Below are 16213 nucleotides of genomic sequence, written 5' to 3'. Positions count from 1 at the left end.
TGCCGGCAACCGGCAGCCGCACTCCCACGGAGGTTATGACATGGCTTTCACGACCGCACTGACCAAGCACGTTCCCTTCTCCTCGCCCCTGCTGCGCGATGCCGGCTATATCGACGGGGTCTGGACATCAGGCGATGCCACTCGGACTTTTGACGTGCTGAACCCGGCAAACGGCGAGCTGCTCGCCTCATTGCCCGATATGGGCGCTGCCGAGACGCGGACGGCAATCGATGCGGCGCATGCCGCCCAGCCGGCCTGGGCGGCCCGTACGGCCAAGGAGCGAAGCGCGATCCTGCGCAAATGGTTCGACCTGATGGTTGCCAATGCCGACGAACTCGCCGCGATCCTGACTGCCGAAATGGGCAAGCCGTTCCCGGAAGCGCGCGGCGAGATCCTTTATGCCGCCGCCTATATCGAATGGTATGCGGAAGAGGCCAAACGCATTTACGGCGAGACGATCCCTGCGCCTTCCCAAGATAAACGGATGATCGTCATCCGACAGCCGGTCGGCGTCGTCGGCACGATCACGCCGTGGAACTTCCCGGCGGCGATGATCACCCGCAAGATCGCCCCGGCGCTAGCCGTCGGCTGCACCGTGGTGTCGAAGCCCGCCGAACAGACGCCGCTGACGGCGATCGCCCTTGCCGTGCTCGCCGAGCAGGCCGGCATTCCGGCCGGCGTCTTCAACGTCATCGTCGGGGTCGACGGTCCGGCGATCGGCCGCGAGCTCTGCGGCAACGAAAAGGTGCGCAAGATCAGCTTCACCGGCTCGACCGAGGTCGGCCGCATCCTGATGCGGCAGTGCGCCGACCAGATCAAGAAGGTGAGCCTGGAGCTCGGCGGCAATGCGCCCTTCATCGTCTTCGACGATGCCGATCTCGACGCTGCCGTCGAAGGCGCGATCGCCTCCAAATACCGCAATGCCGGCCAGACTTGCGTCTGCGCCAACCGCCTCTACGTCCAGTCGAACGTCTATGACACCTTCGCCGCCAAGCTTGCCGCCAAGGTCGCCGAGATGTCGGTCGGCGACGGCTTCAAGCCGGGTGTCGTGATCGGGCCGCTAATCGACGCGCAAGGCCTTGCCAAGGTGGAAGACCATGTCAGCGACGCGCTTGCCAAGGGCGCCAAGGTGCTGACCGGCGGCAAGCGCATCGACGGCGCCGGCACCTTCTTCACACCGACGGTGCTGACCGGCGTTGCGCGCGGCATGAAAGTGGCGCGCGAGGAGACCTTCGGGCCGGTGGCGCCGCTCTTTCGCTTCGAGACCATCGAGGATGTCATCGCCCAAGCCAATGATACGGAATTCGGCCTCGCCGCCTATTTCTACGCCGGCGACCTGAAGAAGGTCTGGCGGGTGGCGGAAGCGCTGGAGTACGGGATGATCGGCATCAATACCGGCATCATGTCGTCCGAGACGGCACCCTTCGGCGGCATCAAGCAATCCGGCCTCGGCCGCGAAGGCTCGCGCCACGGCGCCGACGACTATCTGGAAATGAAATATCTCTGCATCGGCGGCGTCTGATCCGCCGTCTCACGGCGCACGACACCCCAACGGGCACGCGGCATTGCGCCGCGTGTCGTCAATAGTGCGGCGGGCGGGTGATCGCCGGCGCGTCCAGCGACTGCTCCTCCAGCGACAGGAAGCGTTCGGTCAGCCGGTCGAGCTTGGTGCGCATCTGCTCCACGATCTTCCATTGATCGGCGAGCTGATCGGAAAGCTCTTCGATCGTCTTTGCCTGGTGGGCCAACATTTCTTCCAGCTGGGTGATACGGTTCGTCTCGTCGGACATCGATGCTCCTTTGCCGAAACCGGCAGAACAGATGGTTCTCCCAAAGCGGAAATAGGCCGCCTCGTCAATGCTTTCCATGCCCGGCGCGGCCACGCGTAAACTGTACCGTTTGGTTACTAAAAGACCTTGCCGTGCCTGATGTTGTGGGGTAGGCCGTTATCCATCAGGGAGGAATACTGATGGATGCAGGAAACGGCTTTCTTCATCCGGACCGGCTTTTTCCGGCTGATCCGGCAACACGGACCATCGCGCGAGACCTTTACGAGACGGTGCGCAATCTTCCGATCGTCAGCCCGCACGGGCATACCGAACCCTCCTGGTTTGCCGACGACAAGCCCTTCGAAGACGCGGCCTCGCTGCTGGTCATTCCCGATCACTATCTCTTCCGCATGCTGCACAGCGTCGGCGTCACCTTGGATGAGCTCGGCGTGCCGCGGCTCGACGGCAAACCGGTGGCTGAGGGACGGGCGATCTGGCGGACCTTTGCCGCGCACTACCACCTTTTCCGAGGGACGCCATCGAGCCTCTGGGTCGACCACGCCATGTCGGCCGTGCTCGGCTGCACCGAGCCGCTGACATCTGACAATGCCGATGCGCTGTACGACCATATCAATGCCCAGCTTGCCCTTGCGGAATTCCGCCCGCGGGCGCTGCATCAGCGATTCGGCATCGAAACGATCGCGACAACGGATGGGGCGCTCGACCCGCTGGCGCATCACCAGAAGTTGGCGGCGGACGGCTGGATCGGCAAGGTGCGCACCACCTACAGGCCGGACAGCGTCACCGATCCCGACGCCGTCGGCTTCCGCGACAATCTCATCAAGTTCGGAGAAATCACCGGCACTGAGGTGACGCGCTGGGAGGGCCTGATCGAAGCGCACCGGCGCCAGCGCGCCTATTTCCGCCAGTTCGGCGCCACCGCGACCGATCACGGCGTGCCGACAGCCTTTACATCAGATCTGCCGCCTGCAGAAAAACAGGCGCTGCTCGACAAGGCGCTGAAGGGTCCGCTTTCGCCTGAAGAGGCCGAGCTCTTCCGCGGCCAGATGATGACCGAGATGGCCGGGCTTTCGGCCGAAGACGGCATGATGATGCAGATCCACGCCGGCTCCAGGCGCAATACCGACCGCGGGCTCTTTGCGACGCGCGGCGCCAATATGGGCGCCGATATCCCGACACGCACGGACTGGGTCGGCGGCCTGAATGCGCTGCTATCAAAATATGGCCACGCACCGGGTTTGCGTGTGCTGCTCTTCACGCTCGACGAGACGACCTATGCACGCGAGCTGGCGCCGATGGCTGGCCACTGGCCCTGCCTGATGATCGGCCCGCCCTGGTGGTTCTACGACAGCCCGAACGGCATCCGGCGCTATCTCGACCAGGTTGCGGAAACGGCAGGTTTTGCCAATATGGCAGGTTTCAACGACGATACGCGCGCGCTGCTTTCGATCCCGGCCCGGCATGACGTCTGGCGCCGCGAAGTCTGTCGCTTCCTCGCCCAGCTTGCCGCCGAGCACCGGATTTCCAAGCGGGAAGCCGAGATCGTCGCGGGCGAGCTCTCCTATGGCAATGCAAAGAAGGCCTACAAGCTGTGACCGAACGACTGCAGACCCTTTCCGGCCTCGCCCCGACGGCGAAGCTTCCCGCCTATGACCGCGACCAGCTGAAAAGCGGCATCCTGCATCTCGGGCCGGGCGCCTTTTTCCGCGCGCATTTCGCGCCGTTTACGGATGGTGCGCTCGCGGCAAGCGGCGGAGACTGGGGCATCGAGGTGGCGAGCCTGCGAACGCCCGATGTCGCCGACAATCTGAGCGCTCAGAACGGGCTTTATACGACGCTGATCCGCGACAGCTCGGGCACGACGGCTGAGGTGATCGGTTCGATCCTGAAGGCGCATGTGGCGCCGCGCGATCCGGCCGGTCTGCTGGCGCGGCTCGAAGATCCCGCTATCCGCATCGTCAGCATGACGGTGACGGAAAAGGCCTATGGTTTCGATCCGGCAACCGGCGGCCTCGACCTGAAGCACCCCGATATCGTCGCCGATCTCGCCAGCCCGCATGCGCCGCGCGGCGTCATCGGCTACCTCGTGGAAGGCCTTGCGCTCCGCCGGCAGAAGGGGATCGCGGCCTTCACGGCGCTCAGCTGCGACAACCTGCCGAGCAACGGCGCGGTTCTGAAACGCCTCGTGCTTGAATTCACCTCGCGCATCGATCCCGACCTGCATCGATGGATCGAAGCGAATGTGCCCTTCCCTTCGACGATGGTCGACCGCATCACGCCGGCAAGCACCGAAGCGACCTATGCCGATGCCGAGCGGCTGACGGGCCGCACCGACATGGCGGCGGTCGAGACAGAGCCTTTTACGCAGTGGGTCATCGAAGATCATTTCGCCAATGGCCGGCCGGCCTGGGAAAAGGTCCGCGGCGCGCTGATGGTCGAGGAAGTCTCGGCCTACGAAAAGATGAAGCTGAGGATGCTGAACGGCGCCCATTCGCTGCTCGCCTATCTCGGTTATATCGGCGGCTATGAATTCATCCGAGACGTGATGGACGATGCAGCCCTGGCAGCACTTGCCTACCGCCACATGCATGCAGCGGCGAGAACGCTCGATGCAGTTCCCGGCATCGACCTCGATGAATATGCCAGCGAATTGATAGCGCGCTTTGCAAACAAGGCGATCGCCCATCGCACCTATCAGATCGCCATGGACGGCACGCAGAAACTGCCGCAGCGGCTGCTGGAACCGGCAACCGAGGCACTGGCGCATGGCGACAAGGCGGAGACCTATGCGATCGCCGTTGCGGCATGGATGCGCTATGCGATCGGCGAGCGCGGCAATGGCGAGCGCTACGAACTGCGCGATCCCCGTGCTGGCGAAATCGCCGCACTCATCGCCGATGTCCCGCGCACCGGCCTGGCGATTTCGGCGGCTCTTTTCACACTTCCGGGACTCTTCCCGGCAGCTTTGACAGGAAATCGGGCGTGGACGCAGGATGTGTCAGACAAGCTGGAGATCCTGATCCAGGACGACCGGCTGCCGCTGTTTTGAGACTTGGAGTCTCAGGCGCAGGCTCTGCTTCAGCCCAGGAGAGTTGTTTTCCGCAAATATAGTAAGTCACGCCAACGCGGGGTGGCTGGGTTCTTGCAATGAGAGGGCGTGCCGTGGTCGCCCCCCTCTGCCCTGCCGGGCATCTCCCCCACAGGTGGGGAGATTGGCTGGGCGCACCGGCTTCCACAAACAATCGGCGTCCAGCACGGCGAAACGATAGATGGGTAGGATGGTTCAAGCCACTTGTGATCTCCCCACCTGTGGGGGAGATGCCCGGCAGGGCAGAGGGGGGCTCACACGGCGTGCCCTCTCCTCGTCATCTCTGTCCTCAAAGCTTCGGTCGAAGGCAAAGAATCAGGTCGAGTTCGTCAAACCTTCACCCGCGCCATATCGGGATCGTAGAGCGGCAACAGCGATACCTTGCAGGGGATGCGCTGCCGCGCGACGTCAAGCTCATAGGTGCCGGAGAGGACGAAATCCTCGGTCACGCCGTCGGGATTGCGGACGTAGCCGTAGCCGATCGGCTTGCCAAGTGTGTAGCCGAAGCCACCGCTCGACAGCCAGCCGACGCGCTTGCCGTCGCGATAGATCGTTTCGCGGCCGAGCAGCACAGCATCCGCATTCTCCGGAATGAAGCAGGCGAGGCGTTTCTTGACGCCGCCCGCAAGCTGCCGTTCGATCGCCACACGGCCGCGGAACGAAATATTCTTCCGCATCTTCACCGCCCAGCCAAGACCGGCTTCAATAGGCGTATGGTCGGGACCGATATCCGACCCCCAGGCCCGATAACCCTTTTCCAGGCGGCAGCTCTCAATGGCGCGGTAGCCGGCATTGACGAGGCCGAGTTCACCGCCAGCGGCCATCAGCACGTCATAGACCGTGGTCGCATATTCAATGGGAATATGCAGTTCGTAGCCGAGCTCGCCGACATAGGTGATGCGCAGCGCCCGCACCGGGCAGCCTGCAATGCCGATGGTCCTGACCTTGCCGAAGGGGAAGGCCGCATTCGAGACGTCGCTGCCCGTTACCTTTTCCAGCACGGCGCGGGAATTCGGTCCCATCAGCGACAGCACGGAAAAGGCGGATGTGACGTCGACCAGCTCGGCATGCATCTCCGCCGGGATATTGCGGGCGATCCAATTGAAGTCATGGGTGGCGAAACCGGTACCGGTGACGATGTAATATTCATTCTCGGCGATGCGGGCGACCGTCACGTCGCATTCGATGCCGCCCTTGTCGTTCAGCATCTGGGTGTAAACAAGCGATCCCACAGGCCTTGCGACATCGTTGGAGGCGATCCAGGACAAGGCTGCCTCGGCATCCCTGCCCTTCAGCACGAATTTGGCAAAGGAGGTCTGGTCGAAGATGACGGCCGCCTCGCGCACCGCCTTGTGCTCGCGGCCGACGGCGTCGAACCAGTTCTGCCTGGTGTAGCTGTAGATATCCTTCGGCTCCTCGTTGGCGAAGAGATCGGCAAACCAGTTCGGCCGCTCCCAGCCGAGTTTTTCGCCGAAACAGGCGCCCTGCGCCTTCAGCCGGTCATAGAGCGGCGATTTGCGGCAGGGGCGGCCGCTCGAATGTTCCTCGAACGGCCAGGCCATGGTGTAATGTTTGCCGTAGGCTTCGAGCGTGCGTGTCCGCACCCAATCGGTATCGAAATGCGGACGTCCGAAACGGCGGATATCGACTGGCCAGAGATCATAGGGCGGTTCGCCCTTCGTCACCCATTCGGCAAGCGCCATACCGGCGCCGCCGGCCGAAGCGATGCCGAAGGCGTTGAAACCGGCGCCGACGAAGAAATTCTTCAGCTCCGGCGCTTCGCCGAGAATGAAGTTGCCATCCGGTGTGAAGCTTTCCGGGCCGTTCAGCAGCTGCTTGACGCCGACATTCTCCAGCGCCGGAACGCGGCCGAGCGCCTGTTCCATGATATGCTCGAAATGGTCGAAATTGCTGTCGAGCAGTGTGTAGTGAAAACCGTCGGGTATGCCCTCTTTCGCCCAGGCAATGGGGTTCGGCTCGTAGCCGCCCATGACGATGCCGCCGACCTCTTCCTTGTAGTAGGTCAGGCGATCGGGATCGCGCAGGGTCGGCAGGTTGGAGGGCACGCCGAAGGATTCGGTGATGATGTATTGATGCTCGACGGAGACCAGCGGCACGTTGACGCCGAAGCGGGCCGCAAAGGCGCGCGTCCATTGGCCGGCACAGATGACGACGCGCTCGCATTCGATGCACCCTTGCGCGGTGACGACGGCACGAATCCTCCCCTTGTCGATTTCGAGGTCGAGGACTTCGGTATCCTCGAAGATCGAAACGCCTGACATGCGGGCGCCCTTTGCCAGCGCCTGGGTGATGTCGGAGGGATTGGCCTGGCCGTCGGTCGGGAGGAAAGCAGCGCCGACGAGATCGTCCACCGTCATCAGCGGCCAGAGATCGAAGGCTTCCTGCGGAGTCAGCAATTGCATTTCGAGGCCGAAGGACTGGGCGGTGGTCGCCTGGCGCCTGACCTCGGTCCAGCGTTCCTCATTGCAGGCAAGGCGCAGGCCGCCATTCATCTTCCAGCCGGTGCCGAGCCCCGTTTCCGCCTCCAGCCGCTTGTAGAGATCGACGGAATAGCCGAGGAGCTGGGTGATATTGGCGCTGGTGCGCAGCTGACCGACAAGGCCGGCGGCGTGGAAGGTGGTGCCCGAGGTAAGCTTCTTGCGCTCCAGCAGCACGGTATCGGTCCAGCCAAGTTTGCCGAGATGATAGGCCGTCGAGCAGCCGATAATGCCGCCGCCGATGACCACGGCTTTCGCCGTCTTCGGTAATTCCTTCGTCATTTATTGGTCCTGTTCAAAGGCTTGATAGGCGCGCTCGAAGCGCGCGAGATTTTCGGCCGTGTAGCCGGCGTAATCGAAATCGATGCTGGAATGAATTTCCGAAATCATGCTCCAGAGCGTCTCGCGCAGCAGCGAGGCGCATTTCATTGCGGCATAGCGCCTGCTGAGATCATCGGTCAGCGGCCGGTCGAAATAGATCTCCAGCATCGTGCGCTCGACCGCTTCCGGGAGCTCGTTGTTGGAGGCCAATCCGCCAAGATCGAAAAGCGGCGTGTTGAAACCGGCATAGTCCCAGTCGATCAGCCAGAGCCGCTTGCCGTCATCGAGAAAGTTGGCGGCCAGCAGGTCGTTGTGGCCGAAAGCGATCTCGAAAGGCCCTGCCGCTTCTTCCAGCGTCTCAGCCCTGCCGACGAGCCCCGGCAGCAGAGGAAGATAGCTGCTCTGCGACGCCTTCAGATTGGCAGCGTAATCCCGGATAACGTGAAAGACCCAGAAGATCATCGCCTGGCCGCGGAAATGCCGGGCGATGTCGCGATGGCAGGCGCGCACCAGGGGCAAGACCCGGGCGAGCATATCAGGCGTCCTGATATCCTCCGGCGAAAGCGCCCGCGCCTCGATATATTCGAGCACCAGCACGCCCGGCGAATGGTGGATGACGGCAGGCGATATGCCGGCGGCATGGGCGGCACGGCTTGCGGCAAGCTCGTTCTGACGGCTGATGTGATGGATCGGAATATCGGTGCCGAGCCTGACCACGCAACGCGCGACGGCATCGCTGACCAGATAGTTTCTGTTGGTGATGCCGCCTGCTATCGGCGAGATTGCGATCGGGCCTTGCCAGATGCCAAGCGCATGAATCCTATCTTCAGGCGTCATGCTTGATCCCCCAGAGCATGATGCCGAAAAGTGTGAGCGGTTTTCGGACGACATCATGCTCTAACTATATAATGTAGAACAGGATTCAGATTTTAGGCCGACCCGGCCTAAAATCATCCTGTTCTAGCGGCCCCTCCGGAAATGATGGGCCAGAGCAGGATCTGATGTCAAGCGGCGCCGCGCTTAGATCGTCTTGCCGGCGGCGTCGAATACGTGGCAGCGGGCCGGGTCGAAGGACGCCTTCACATTGGCGCCGCGCTCGACCTTCTGCTGGCCGTCAAGCGCAACGGTCAGGAGCTGGTTATCCGGCGTCGTGGTGTAGAGCATGGTGGCGCCGCCGAGATTTTCGACGAGATCGACATTGATGGTCGAGAGCGTGATGGCGCCTTCGGCCAGGGAAAGATGCTCGGGTCGGATGCCGAAGGTGACCTCCTCTTCCGCCTTGCCTTTCAGGCGGCGCGGCAGGCGGACCGAATTGCCGCAGACATGGATGCTGGTTTCGGCCTCGCTGACCTGCTCGATGCGGGCCTTCAAAAAATTCATCTTCGGGCTGCCGATGAAACCGGCGACGAAGCGATTGGCCGGGTTGTTGTAGAGATCGAGCGGCGCGCCGACCTGCTCGATACGGCCGGAATTCAACACCACGATCTTGTCTGCCATCGTCATGGCTTCGACCTGGTCATGGGTGACATAGATCATCGTATTGCCGAGGCTGCGGTGCAGGCGGGAGATCTCGACGCGCATCTGCACGCGCAATTCGGCATCGAGATTCGACAACGGCTCGTCGAACAGGAAGATCCGCGGCTCGCGCACGATGGCACGGCCGATCGCGACACGCTGGCGCTGGCCGCCGGAGAGCGCCTTCGGCTTGCGCTCCAACAGCTTCTCGATCTGCAGGATCTCGGCGGCGCGCTTCACCTTCGGCTGGATATCGGCCTTCTTGTAACCTGCCGTCTCCAGGCCGAAGGCGAGGTTCTTGTAGACCGACATATGGGGATAGAGCGCATAGGACTGGAAGACCATGGCGATGCCGCGCTTGGCAGGCGCCACCTCGTTCATGCGCTCGTTGTCGAGCAGCAGCCCGCCGCCGGTGATCTCCTCGAGACCGGCGATCATGCGCAGCAGGGTCGATTTTCCGCAGCCCGAGGGGCCGACGAAAACGACGAATTCGCCGGGATCGATGGTCAGGTCGATGCCATGGATCACATCCAGCGAGCCGTAGCGCTTCTCGACCTTCTGAAGAACGACACTGGTTGCCATCTTCTCAAACCCTCTCTTTTTATCTTGTCGGTTACTTCGTTCTTGCGCGCCAATCGGCGTATTTCGGGCTGTCGGGACCGACCGGCAGCGGCACGTCGGCGCCGCTATCGGAAGACTGGTAGATGGCGGTGACGAGTTCCAGCGCGCGGCGGGCGTCCTTTGTCGACACAGGCAGCGACGCATGACCGCTGAGGAAAGCGTGGAACTGGCCCATCTGCGTGGTGAAACGCGGCGCGACCGGCTGCCAGTCGCCAACCACCCTGTCGATCTGCTCCTGCACGTCGTCATTCGCAGCGATGATCTTCCAGGGGTCCTTGCCGGGGGTATAGGGCTCGTGGCTGCTTTCGAAAGTGACATTCTCGAAGTGCAGCCTGAGCCGGCTAATCTGTTCCTGCGAACCAAGCGTGCAGGACAGCGAGACAAAGGCGCCGCTTTCCATCAGCAGGCTGGCGGAGGCACAATCCTCGACCTCGATATCGTTGACGCGGGTGGCGACGCGGCCGAAGACCCTTGCCGCCGGACCCATCAGATGCATCAGCATGTCGTGCAGATGCAGCGCATGGGTGACGAGCACGCCGCCAAGTTCCGTCGCCCATTTGCCGCGCCAGGGCACGGCGTAATATTCGGGCTTGCGCAGCCAGAAGGTTTCGACCGAAGCGGTATAGGGCTTGCCGGCAATACCGGCGTCGATGATCCGTTTGGCCTTCTGGATGCCGTCGCCGTAACGATATTGGAAGATCGGCATCAGCACGCCTTTGGCGGTCTTTTCCGCTTCCATGATGACATCGACAGCGGCAAGCGAGCCCGTCAGCGGCTTTTCGCAGACGACATGTTTACCGGCGGCAAGGGCCGCGATCACCTGTTCCAGATGGGTGCCGGGAGGGGTGCAGATATCGATGATGTCGATCGTGTCGTCGGCCAACAGCTCCGCAAAGGAAGTGGTGCGCCGTTCGATGCCGAACTCGTCGCCAACCGCCGCCATGCGCAGCTCGTTCAGGTCGCAGATCGCCACGACCTTGAACTTGTCGGAATGCGGCAAGTAGCCTTCGACGATGTGGGAGCGGCCGATACCGCAGCCGACGATCGCAACCGTCCTGATGCTCATGTCGCTCTTTCCCGTTATCGCCATCAACGCTTCATGCCCGTCGTGGCGATGCCCTCGATCAGCAGGCGCTGGAAGAACAGGAAGAAGAAGAACACCGGCACGAGCGTCAGGGTCGACATGGCGAACAAACCGCCCCAATCCGATGCACTGGTCGAATCCACGAAAGTGCGCAGGCCGAGCTGGATCGTATAGGTGTTCATGTCGTTCAGATAAATCAGCGGGCCGAAGAAATCGTCCCAGGTCCAGATAAAGGAGAAGATCGCGGCCGTTGCCAGCACCGGCAGCGACAGCGGCAGCATGATCTTCCAGTAGATGCGCCAAGCGCTGCAGCCATCCATCATCGCCGCCTCATCGAGTTCGCGCGGGATACCGCGGAAGAACTGCACCATGAGGAAGATGAAGAAGGCATCGCTAGCCAGGAACTTCGGCACAACCAGCGGCAGGATTGTGTTCACCCAGCCGAGGTTGAGGAAAAGCACATATTGCGGGATCAGCGTCACATGGTAGGGGATCATCAGCGTGCCGAGCATGATCGCGAACCAGAAGTTCCGGCCGACAAAACGCAGCCGCGCAAAGGCGAAGGCTGTCAGCGAACAGGCGATGACATTGCCCGTCACCACCAGCAGCGAGATGACCAGCGAATTCCAGAAAAACCGGCCGAAACTGACATCAAGGCCAACCCAACCGCGCGCATAGGAAGCGAAATCGATCGACGACGGGATGAGCGAGGTCGACGAGAAGATCTCGTTCTCCGGCCTGACCGACGCCGAAACCATCCACAACAGCGGATAGAGCATCAAAAGTGAAGCGGCGATCAGCAGGGCGTGGATGATGAGCGACGTCGGCAAGCTGCGTTTGGTGATGTCGGATGGCGGCCTGGCCGCAGTGACGGAAGCGGTCATCTCAGTCATCGTAGTGCACCCAATAACGCGAGGTCAGGAAGGAGAAGGCGGTGAAGATCGCGATGATCAACACTAGGATCCAGGCGAGCGCCGAGGCATAGCCCATGCGGAAATTGCCGAAGGCTTCCTGATAGAGGTAAAGCGTGTAGAACAGGGTCGAATTGATCGGACCGCCGGTGCCGCCTGAGATGATAAAGGCCGGCGTGAAGGCTTTGAAAGCATCGATCGTCTGGACGACGGCATTGAAAAAGATCACCGGCGTCAGAAGTGGCAGCGTGATCTTGTAGAATTGCCGGAATTTCGAGGCGCCGTCGAGGCTTGCCGCCTCATACATATCCTGCGGGATCTGGCGCAGGCCGGCCAGGAAAATAATCATCGGCGAGCCGAACTGCCAGACGGACAGAGCCACCAGCGTGTAGATCGAATAGTTCGGATGCGAGATCCAGCTCGGACCTTCGACGCCGAAATGCGAGAGCGCGGCATTGACCAGGCCATCGCTGGCGAAAAGCTGACGCCAGAGCACGGCGATCGCCACGCTACCGCCCAGCAGTGACGGCAGATAGAAGATGGCACGATAGATCGACAGCCCGCGCAGGCCTCGGTTCAGGGCCATGGCGACCAGCAAGGCGAAGGTCAGCTTGAACGGCACCGAGAAGACGACATAGGTCAGGGTGACATGCATGGCAGCCGAGAATTTCGGATCCGCCGTGGCGATGCGCACGTAATTCGCCATTCCCACCCACCGCGGCGACTGAAGCATGTCGAAGTCGGTGAAGGAGAGGTAGAGCGAAATCAGGGCCGGCCCGAGCGTCAGCCCGAAAAAGCCGATGAGCCATGGAAGAAGGAAGAGATAACCGGGAGCATTGGCATTCCAGAGACGCCTGAAGCGTCCTTCGGCCACGGCCCCCTGATATCTTTCCACATTTATGGCCCCTGCGGGCGTGCGCATCGCATTGCTCATACGGGATCAGCCTCGTGCGAGAATCTGCGTAATTTCAGCGACAAGCTGTTTGCCGCCGTCTGAGGGAGACAGCTGTCCAAAGCCGACCTGTTCGGCGATGTTGCGTAACATCAGCTCACCTTCACCGGCGCCGGCCGGCGGCGGCGGCGGCAATTTGCCGGCGAGATCGCCAAGGCCACTGACATAGGCTAGCGCAACCTTGCCGTTCTCATCAAGCTTCGCCGCCACGACTTCGCGCATGGCCTTCGATTCCGGAATTCCGCGTTCGACATCCAGAAGCAGCGCTGCCTCGGGGTTCTTGACGAAGAAATTGACGTAGTCCACGGCCAGGTCCACGGATTTCGACTGGGCGGAGACCGAGAAGAACATCGAAGGCTTGCGATAATGGCCGCCCTTCGAATCCGCCTTGACGCGCATGTAGTTGGTCAGCGCCAGCTTGTCCTTGTTCATTGCCTGATAGGCGACGAATTGGTTGGAATGGGCAAAACCGGCGGCCGACTTGCCGAGCGAAACCGTGTTGGTGTCGATATCGTTCTTGTCGAGGGCCTGGACATCGGCAGGAACGCAGGCGCCCGCCGCACGGAACTTGGCCCACATGTCGTACCATTCGGAGGCATCGTCCACGTCGAAGGCGATCTTGCCGTCGGCGGTATAAAGCGCCTTGCCGCGCTGACGCAGCCAGTTTTCGAACAGCGGTTCGCCGCCGCTGCCGTCGGCCATGCCGAACATGCCTTTGCGTTTGCCTGCCTTGGTGATCTCAGCCCCCATGCGGGCGAATTCTTCCCAGGTGGTCGCCTGGGTCGGCAGATCGACGCCGGCTTCCTTGAAGGCGGTGGTGTTCAGGACCGTGGCGGCCGAATTCGCCCCAAGGCTGACGCCGTAGAGATGGCCGTCGACGCTGCCGCCTTCGATCTGCGCCTTGTCGAAATCGTCGAGGTTCAGCTTGGCCGGCATATAGGATTCGAGTGGGGCGAGCGCGCCGCGCCGCGCATACTGGACAATATAGCGATAGTCCATCTGGATGACGTCGGGCGCATTGCGGCCGGCGACCTGGGTCGCAAGGCGCGGCCAGTAGTCGCCCCAGCCGAGGAATTCGCCGGTGATCGACGTGCCCGGATTTTTCGTCTGATAGAGCTGCGATACCTTGTTGGTTCGGTCGGCGCGCGGCTGCGAACCCCACCACAGGAGACGCAGGCGCTTTTCCTGTGCCAAAGCGCTGGTTCCCAGCGCTGAGAGTGAGAGAAGCGTGGCGCCTCCCGCGACGAAATTGCGTCTGCTTACACGGAATGTCATTTCTTTCCTCCTCTAAAGGGAAGCGCCTCCACACGCTTCCGAACCTAGTTACCCTTGCATAAATAACTAATTGGTTACAAGCTACGGGCAAAGCGGCGCACGTGTCAAGCGGTGTCGCTCGCAGGCCCTTCAAATTCGGTTTTTACAATTTCGCACCGAAGGCTTATGAGCGCAACATGTGAAGACGGAGGTGGAGAGATGAACGACAGCGGGGAGAATGGGGGAAAGAAAAGGTCTCGACGCCCATCGGCAGAACGGACGACCCAACGCGATCCGGAACGGACACGCGCTGCTATCCTTGATGCCGCAACTCGGGAATTTGCCGAAAACGGCATAGGTGGAGCTCGCGTCGATGCGATCGCCGAGCGCGCCGGCACCAATAAGCGCATGCTCTATCATTATTTCGGCGACAAGGAGCAGCTCTACCTCAGAGTGCTCGAGGAAGCCTATGTCAGCATCCGCACCGCAGAGCGCGCGCTGCATATCGGCGACCGCAGCCCCGAGGAAGGCATCGGCGAATTGGCACTCTTCACCTGGCGTTATTTTCTCCAGCATCCGGAATTCCTCAGCCTGCTCGGCACGGAAAATCTGCATCGGGCCCGCTGGCTACGCCAGTCCGTCCGGCTCAAGGAATTGCATTCGCATCTGATCGGTGAGCTTTCGGACGTGCTCAAGCAAGGAAAGAAGCAGGGCGTCTTCATCGAGACCGCCGATCCCCTGCATGTCTACCTGACGATCGCCTCGCTCGGTTATTTCTACCTCTCCAACCAATACACGCTGTCGACGATCTTCGGCCGCGACCTGATCGAGCCGACCCATCTCAACGCCTGGGAAAGACATATCGTCCACGTCACGCTCGCCTCGATCAAGCGCTGAATTTCTAAAATCGGATTTGACTATTGACAGCCACGTCGCTCTTCTGCCATCAAGTAACTGTTTAGTTACCGGCTTGGGAGGGTCGGGCCAGGACGCCCGCTCCCGCCGCAAAAATCTGCTGGGAGGAAAACATGGCACGCTTGGGGATCATCTTGCACGGCGTCACCGGCCGCATGGGTTACAATCAACATCTGGTGCGTTCTATCCTCGCGTTCCGCGACCAGGGCGGCATCACGCTGAAATCGGGCGAGAGACTTGAAATCGACCCGATCATTATCGGCCGCAACGGCGCCAAGATGGAAGAGCTGGCGAAGAAGCATGGCATCAAGCGCTGGTCGACCGATCTTGATGCCGCTCTCGCCAATCCCGACGACACGATCTTCTTCGACGCCGGCACGACGCTGATGCGGGCCGAGCTGCTGTCCAAGGCGCTCGACGCCGGCAAACATGTCTATTGCGAAAAGCCGATTTCCGACGATCTGCAGGTGGCACTCGACCTTGCCCGCAAGGCGCGCCGCTCCGGCCTCAAGCACGGCGTCGTGCAGGACAAGCTCTTCCTGCCCGGCCTGCGCAAGCTGGCCCTGCTCAGGGATTCCGGCTTCTTCGGCAAGATCCTCTCGGTGCGCGGCGAATTCGGCTACTGGGTTTTCGAAGGCGATTGGGGCGTGCCCGCCCAGCGCCCCTCCTGGAATTATCGCAAGGGCGACGGCGGTGGCATCATCCTCGATATGCTCTGCCACTGGCGCTACGTGCTCGACAATCTGTTCGGCGAAGTCAAAGCCGTATCCTGCCTCGGTGCCACGCATATTCCGCGCCGCATCGACGAGCAGGGCAAGGCTTATGACTGCGACACCGACGATGCCGCCTATGCGACCTTCGAGCTCGAAGGCGGCGCCATCGCGCAGATCAATTCCTCCTGGGCCGTCCGCGTCCGCCGCGACGACCTCGTCACATTCCAGGTCGACGGCACGCATGGTTCAGCCGTCGCCGGCTTGACGAAATGCTGGAGCCAGCACCGCGTCAACACGCCGAAGCCGGTGTGGAATCCGGACCAGCCGCAAACGATCGACTTTTACAAGACCTGGGACGAGGTTCCCGACACACAGGCCTTCGACAACGGCTTCAAGGCGCAGTGGGAAATGTTCATCCGCCATGTCGTCGAAGACGCGCCGTGGCCCTATGGCCTGGAGGCCGGTGCCAAGGGTGTGCAGCTTGCCGAACTCGGCTTGAAATCCTGGGCCGACCGCCGCTGGCTCGATGTTCCCGCACTGGAGTTCTGAGC

Annotated in this window: 13 protein-coding genes; 5 read left to right on the top strand and 8 right to left on the bottom strand. The window is 61.6% G+C overall.

Annotated features, from left to right (window positions below; all coding sequences use genetic code 11):
• Window positions 1-40 precede the first annotated feature (40 nt).
• Window positions 41-1522 carry an NAD-dependent succinate-semialdehyde dehydrogenase gene (locus tag N2600_RS22790; protein WP_260297467.1) on the top strand — a complete coding sequence of 494 codons (1482 nt, stop codon included), beginning with the start codon at window positions 41-43 and terminating at the stop codon, window positions 1520-1522.
• 58 nt (window positions 1523-1580) lie between these two features.
• On the opposite strand, the gene N2600_RS22785 is transcribed toward N2600_RS22790, so the two are convergent.
• Entirely contained in the window at window positions 1581-1790 is a 210-nt protein-coding gene (locus N2600_RS22785; protein WP_260297466.1) for a SlyX family protein, read from the bottom strand.
• A gap of 179 nt (window positions 1791-1969) precedes the next feature.
• Between N2600_RS22785 and uxaC the strand changes: the two genes are divergently transcribed.
• Together uxaC and N2600_RS22775 are read left to right on the top strand one after the other, a co-directional pair.
• Window positions 1970-3385, top strand: coding sequence for a glucuronate isomerase (uxaC, locus tag N2600_RS22780; protein WP_260297465.1), 1416 nt, complete (start codon window positions 1970-1972; stop codon window positions 3383-3385).
• Window positions 3382-4839, top strand: coding sequence for a mannitol dehydrogenase family protein (locus N2600_RS22775; protein ID WP_260297464.1), 1458 nt, complete (start codon window positions 3382-3384; stop codon window positions 4837-4839). The genes uxaC and N2600_RS22775 overlap by 4 nt, the downstream gene beginning before the upstream one ends.
• Window positions 4840-5207: 368 nt before the next feature.
• Here N2600_RS22775 and N2600_RS22770 read toward each other — a convergent pair whose 3' ends face one another.
• From N2600_RS22770 to N2600_RS22740, 7 genes are all read right to left on the bottom strand, one after another.
• Window positions 5208-7658 carry a GcvT family protein gene (locus tag N2600_RS22770; protein ID WP_260297463.1) on the bottom strand — a complete coding sequence of 817 codons (2451 nt, stop codon included), beginning with the start codon at window positions 7656-7658 and terminating at the stop codon, window positions 5208-5210.
• On the bottom strand, window positions 7659-8534 hold the full coding sequence (locus tag N2600_RS22765) for a phosphotransferase family protein (protein WP_260297462.1): 876 nt from the start codon (window positions 8532-8534) through the stop codon (window positions 7659-7661).
• Window positions 8535-8717: 183 nt separating this feature from the next.
• Window positions 8718-9794, bottom strand: coding sequence for an ABC transporter ATP-binding protein (locus tag N2600_RS22760; protein WP_260297461.1), 1077 nt, complete (start codon window positions 9792-9794; stop codon window positions 8718-8720).
• A gap of 31 nt (window positions 9795-9825) precedes the next feature.
• Window positions 9826-10923, bottom strand: coding sequence for a Gfo/Idh/MocA family protein (locus N2600_RS22755; RefSeq protein WP_260297460.1), 1098 nt, complete (start codon window positions 10921-10923; stop codon window positions 9826-9828).
• Entirely contained in the window at window positions 10923-11810 is an 888-nt protein-coding gene (locus tag N2600_RS22750; protein ID WP_407752966.1) for a carbohydrate ABC transporter permease, read from the bottom strand. Before N2600_RS22750 ends, N2600_RS22755 begins: the two co-directional genes overlap by 1 nt.
• Complete coding sequence (locus tag N2600_RS22745; protein WP_260297459.1) at window positions 11803-12762, bottom strand: carbohydrate ABC transporter permease; 960 nt, start codon at window positions 12760-12762, stop codon at window positions 11803-11805. The genes N2600_RS22750 and N2600_RS22745 overlap by 8 nt, the downstream gene beginning before the upstream one ends.
• Window positions 12763-12768: 6 nt before the next feature.
• Window positions 12769-14055: an ABC transporter substrate-binding protein gene (locus N2600_RS22740; RefSeq protein WP_222385687.1), complete on the bottom strand. Its 1287-nt coding sequence runs from the start codon at window positions 14053-14055 to the stop codon at window positions 12769-12771.
• Window positions 14056-14253: 198 nt separating this feature from the next.
• On the opposite strand from N2600_RS22740, the gene N2600_RS22735 reads away from it, so the two are divergent.
• A complete protein-coding gene (locus tag N2600_RS22735) occupies window positions 14254-14931 on the top strand; it encodes a TetR/AcrR family transcriptional regulator (RefSeq protein WP_017966416.1) in 678 nt (225 codons plus the stop codon).
• Between the two features lie 131 nt (window positions 14932-15062).
• Window positions 15063-16211: a Gfo/Idh/MocA family protein gene (locus N2600_RS22730; RefSeq protein ID WP_222280152.1), complete on the top strand. Its 1149-nt coding sequence runs from the start codon at window positions 15063-15065 to the stop codon at window positions 16209-16211.
• The last annotated feature ends 2 nt before the right edge of the window (window positions 16212-16213 follow it).

It is taken from the genome of Rhizobium sp. WSM1274 (assembly GCF_025200775.1).
Taxonomy (GTDB): domain Bacteria; phylum Pseudomonadota; class Alphaproteobacteria; order Rhizobiales; family Rhizobiaceae; genus Rhizobium; species Rhizobium leguminosarum_I.
The sequence above is the reverse complement of the archived record's forward strand: the minus strand, read 5'-3'. Positions and strand labels throughout refer to the sequence as shown.

Excerpts from the sequence above, each read along its gene's own strand:
- N2600_RS22790 (WP_260297467.1), top strand. The coding sequence starts at position 41 with ATGGCTTTCACGACCGCACTGACCAAGCACGTTCCCTTCTCCTCGCCC.
- N2600_RS22785 (WP_260297466.1), bottom strand. The coding sequence starts at position 1,790 with ATGTCCGACGAGACGAACCGTATCACCCAGCTGGAAGAAATGTTGGCC.
- uxaC (WP_260297465.1), top strand. The coding sequence starts at position 1,970 with ATGGATGCAGGAAACGGCTTTCTTCATCCGGACCGGCTTTTTCCGGCT.
- N2600_RS22770 (WP_260297463.1), bottom strand. The coding sequence starts at position 7,658 with ATGACGAAGGAATTACCGAAGACGGCGAAAGCCGTGGTCATCGGCGGC.
- N2600_RS22765 (WP_260297462.1), bottom strand. The coding sequence starts at position 8,534 with ATGACGCCTGAAGATAGGATTCATGCGCTTGGCATCTGGCAAGGCCCG.
- N2600_RS22760 (WP_260297461.1), bottom strand. The coding sequence starts at position 9,794 with ATGGCAACCAGTGTCGTTCTTCAGAAGGTCGAGAAGCGCTACGGCTCG.
- N2600_RS22755 (WP_260297460.1), bottom strand. The coding sequence starts at position 10,923 with ATGGCGATAACGGGAAAGAGCGACATGAGCATCAGGACGGTTGCGATC.
- N2600_RS22750 (WP_407752966.1), bottom strand. The coding sequence starts at position 11,810 with ATGACTGAGATGACCGCTTCCGTCACTGCGGCCAGGCCGCCATCCGAC.
- N2600_RS22745 (WP_260297459.1), bottom strand. The coding sequence starts at position 12,762 with ATGAGCAATGCGATGCGCACGCCCGCAGGGGCCATAAATGTGGAAAGA.
- N2600_RS22740 (WP_222385687.1), bottom strand. The coding sequence starts at position 14,055 with ATGACATTCCGTGTAAGCAGACGCAATTTCGTCGCGGGAGGCGCCACG.
- N2600_RS22735 (WP_017966416.1), top strand. The coding sequence starts at position 14,254 with ATGAACGACAGCGGGGAGAATGGGGGAAAGAAAAGGTCTCGACGCCCA.
- N2600_RS22730 (WP_222280152.1), top strand. The coding sequence starts at position 15,063 with ATGGCACGCTTGGGGATCATCTTGCACGGCGTCACCGGCCGCATGGGT.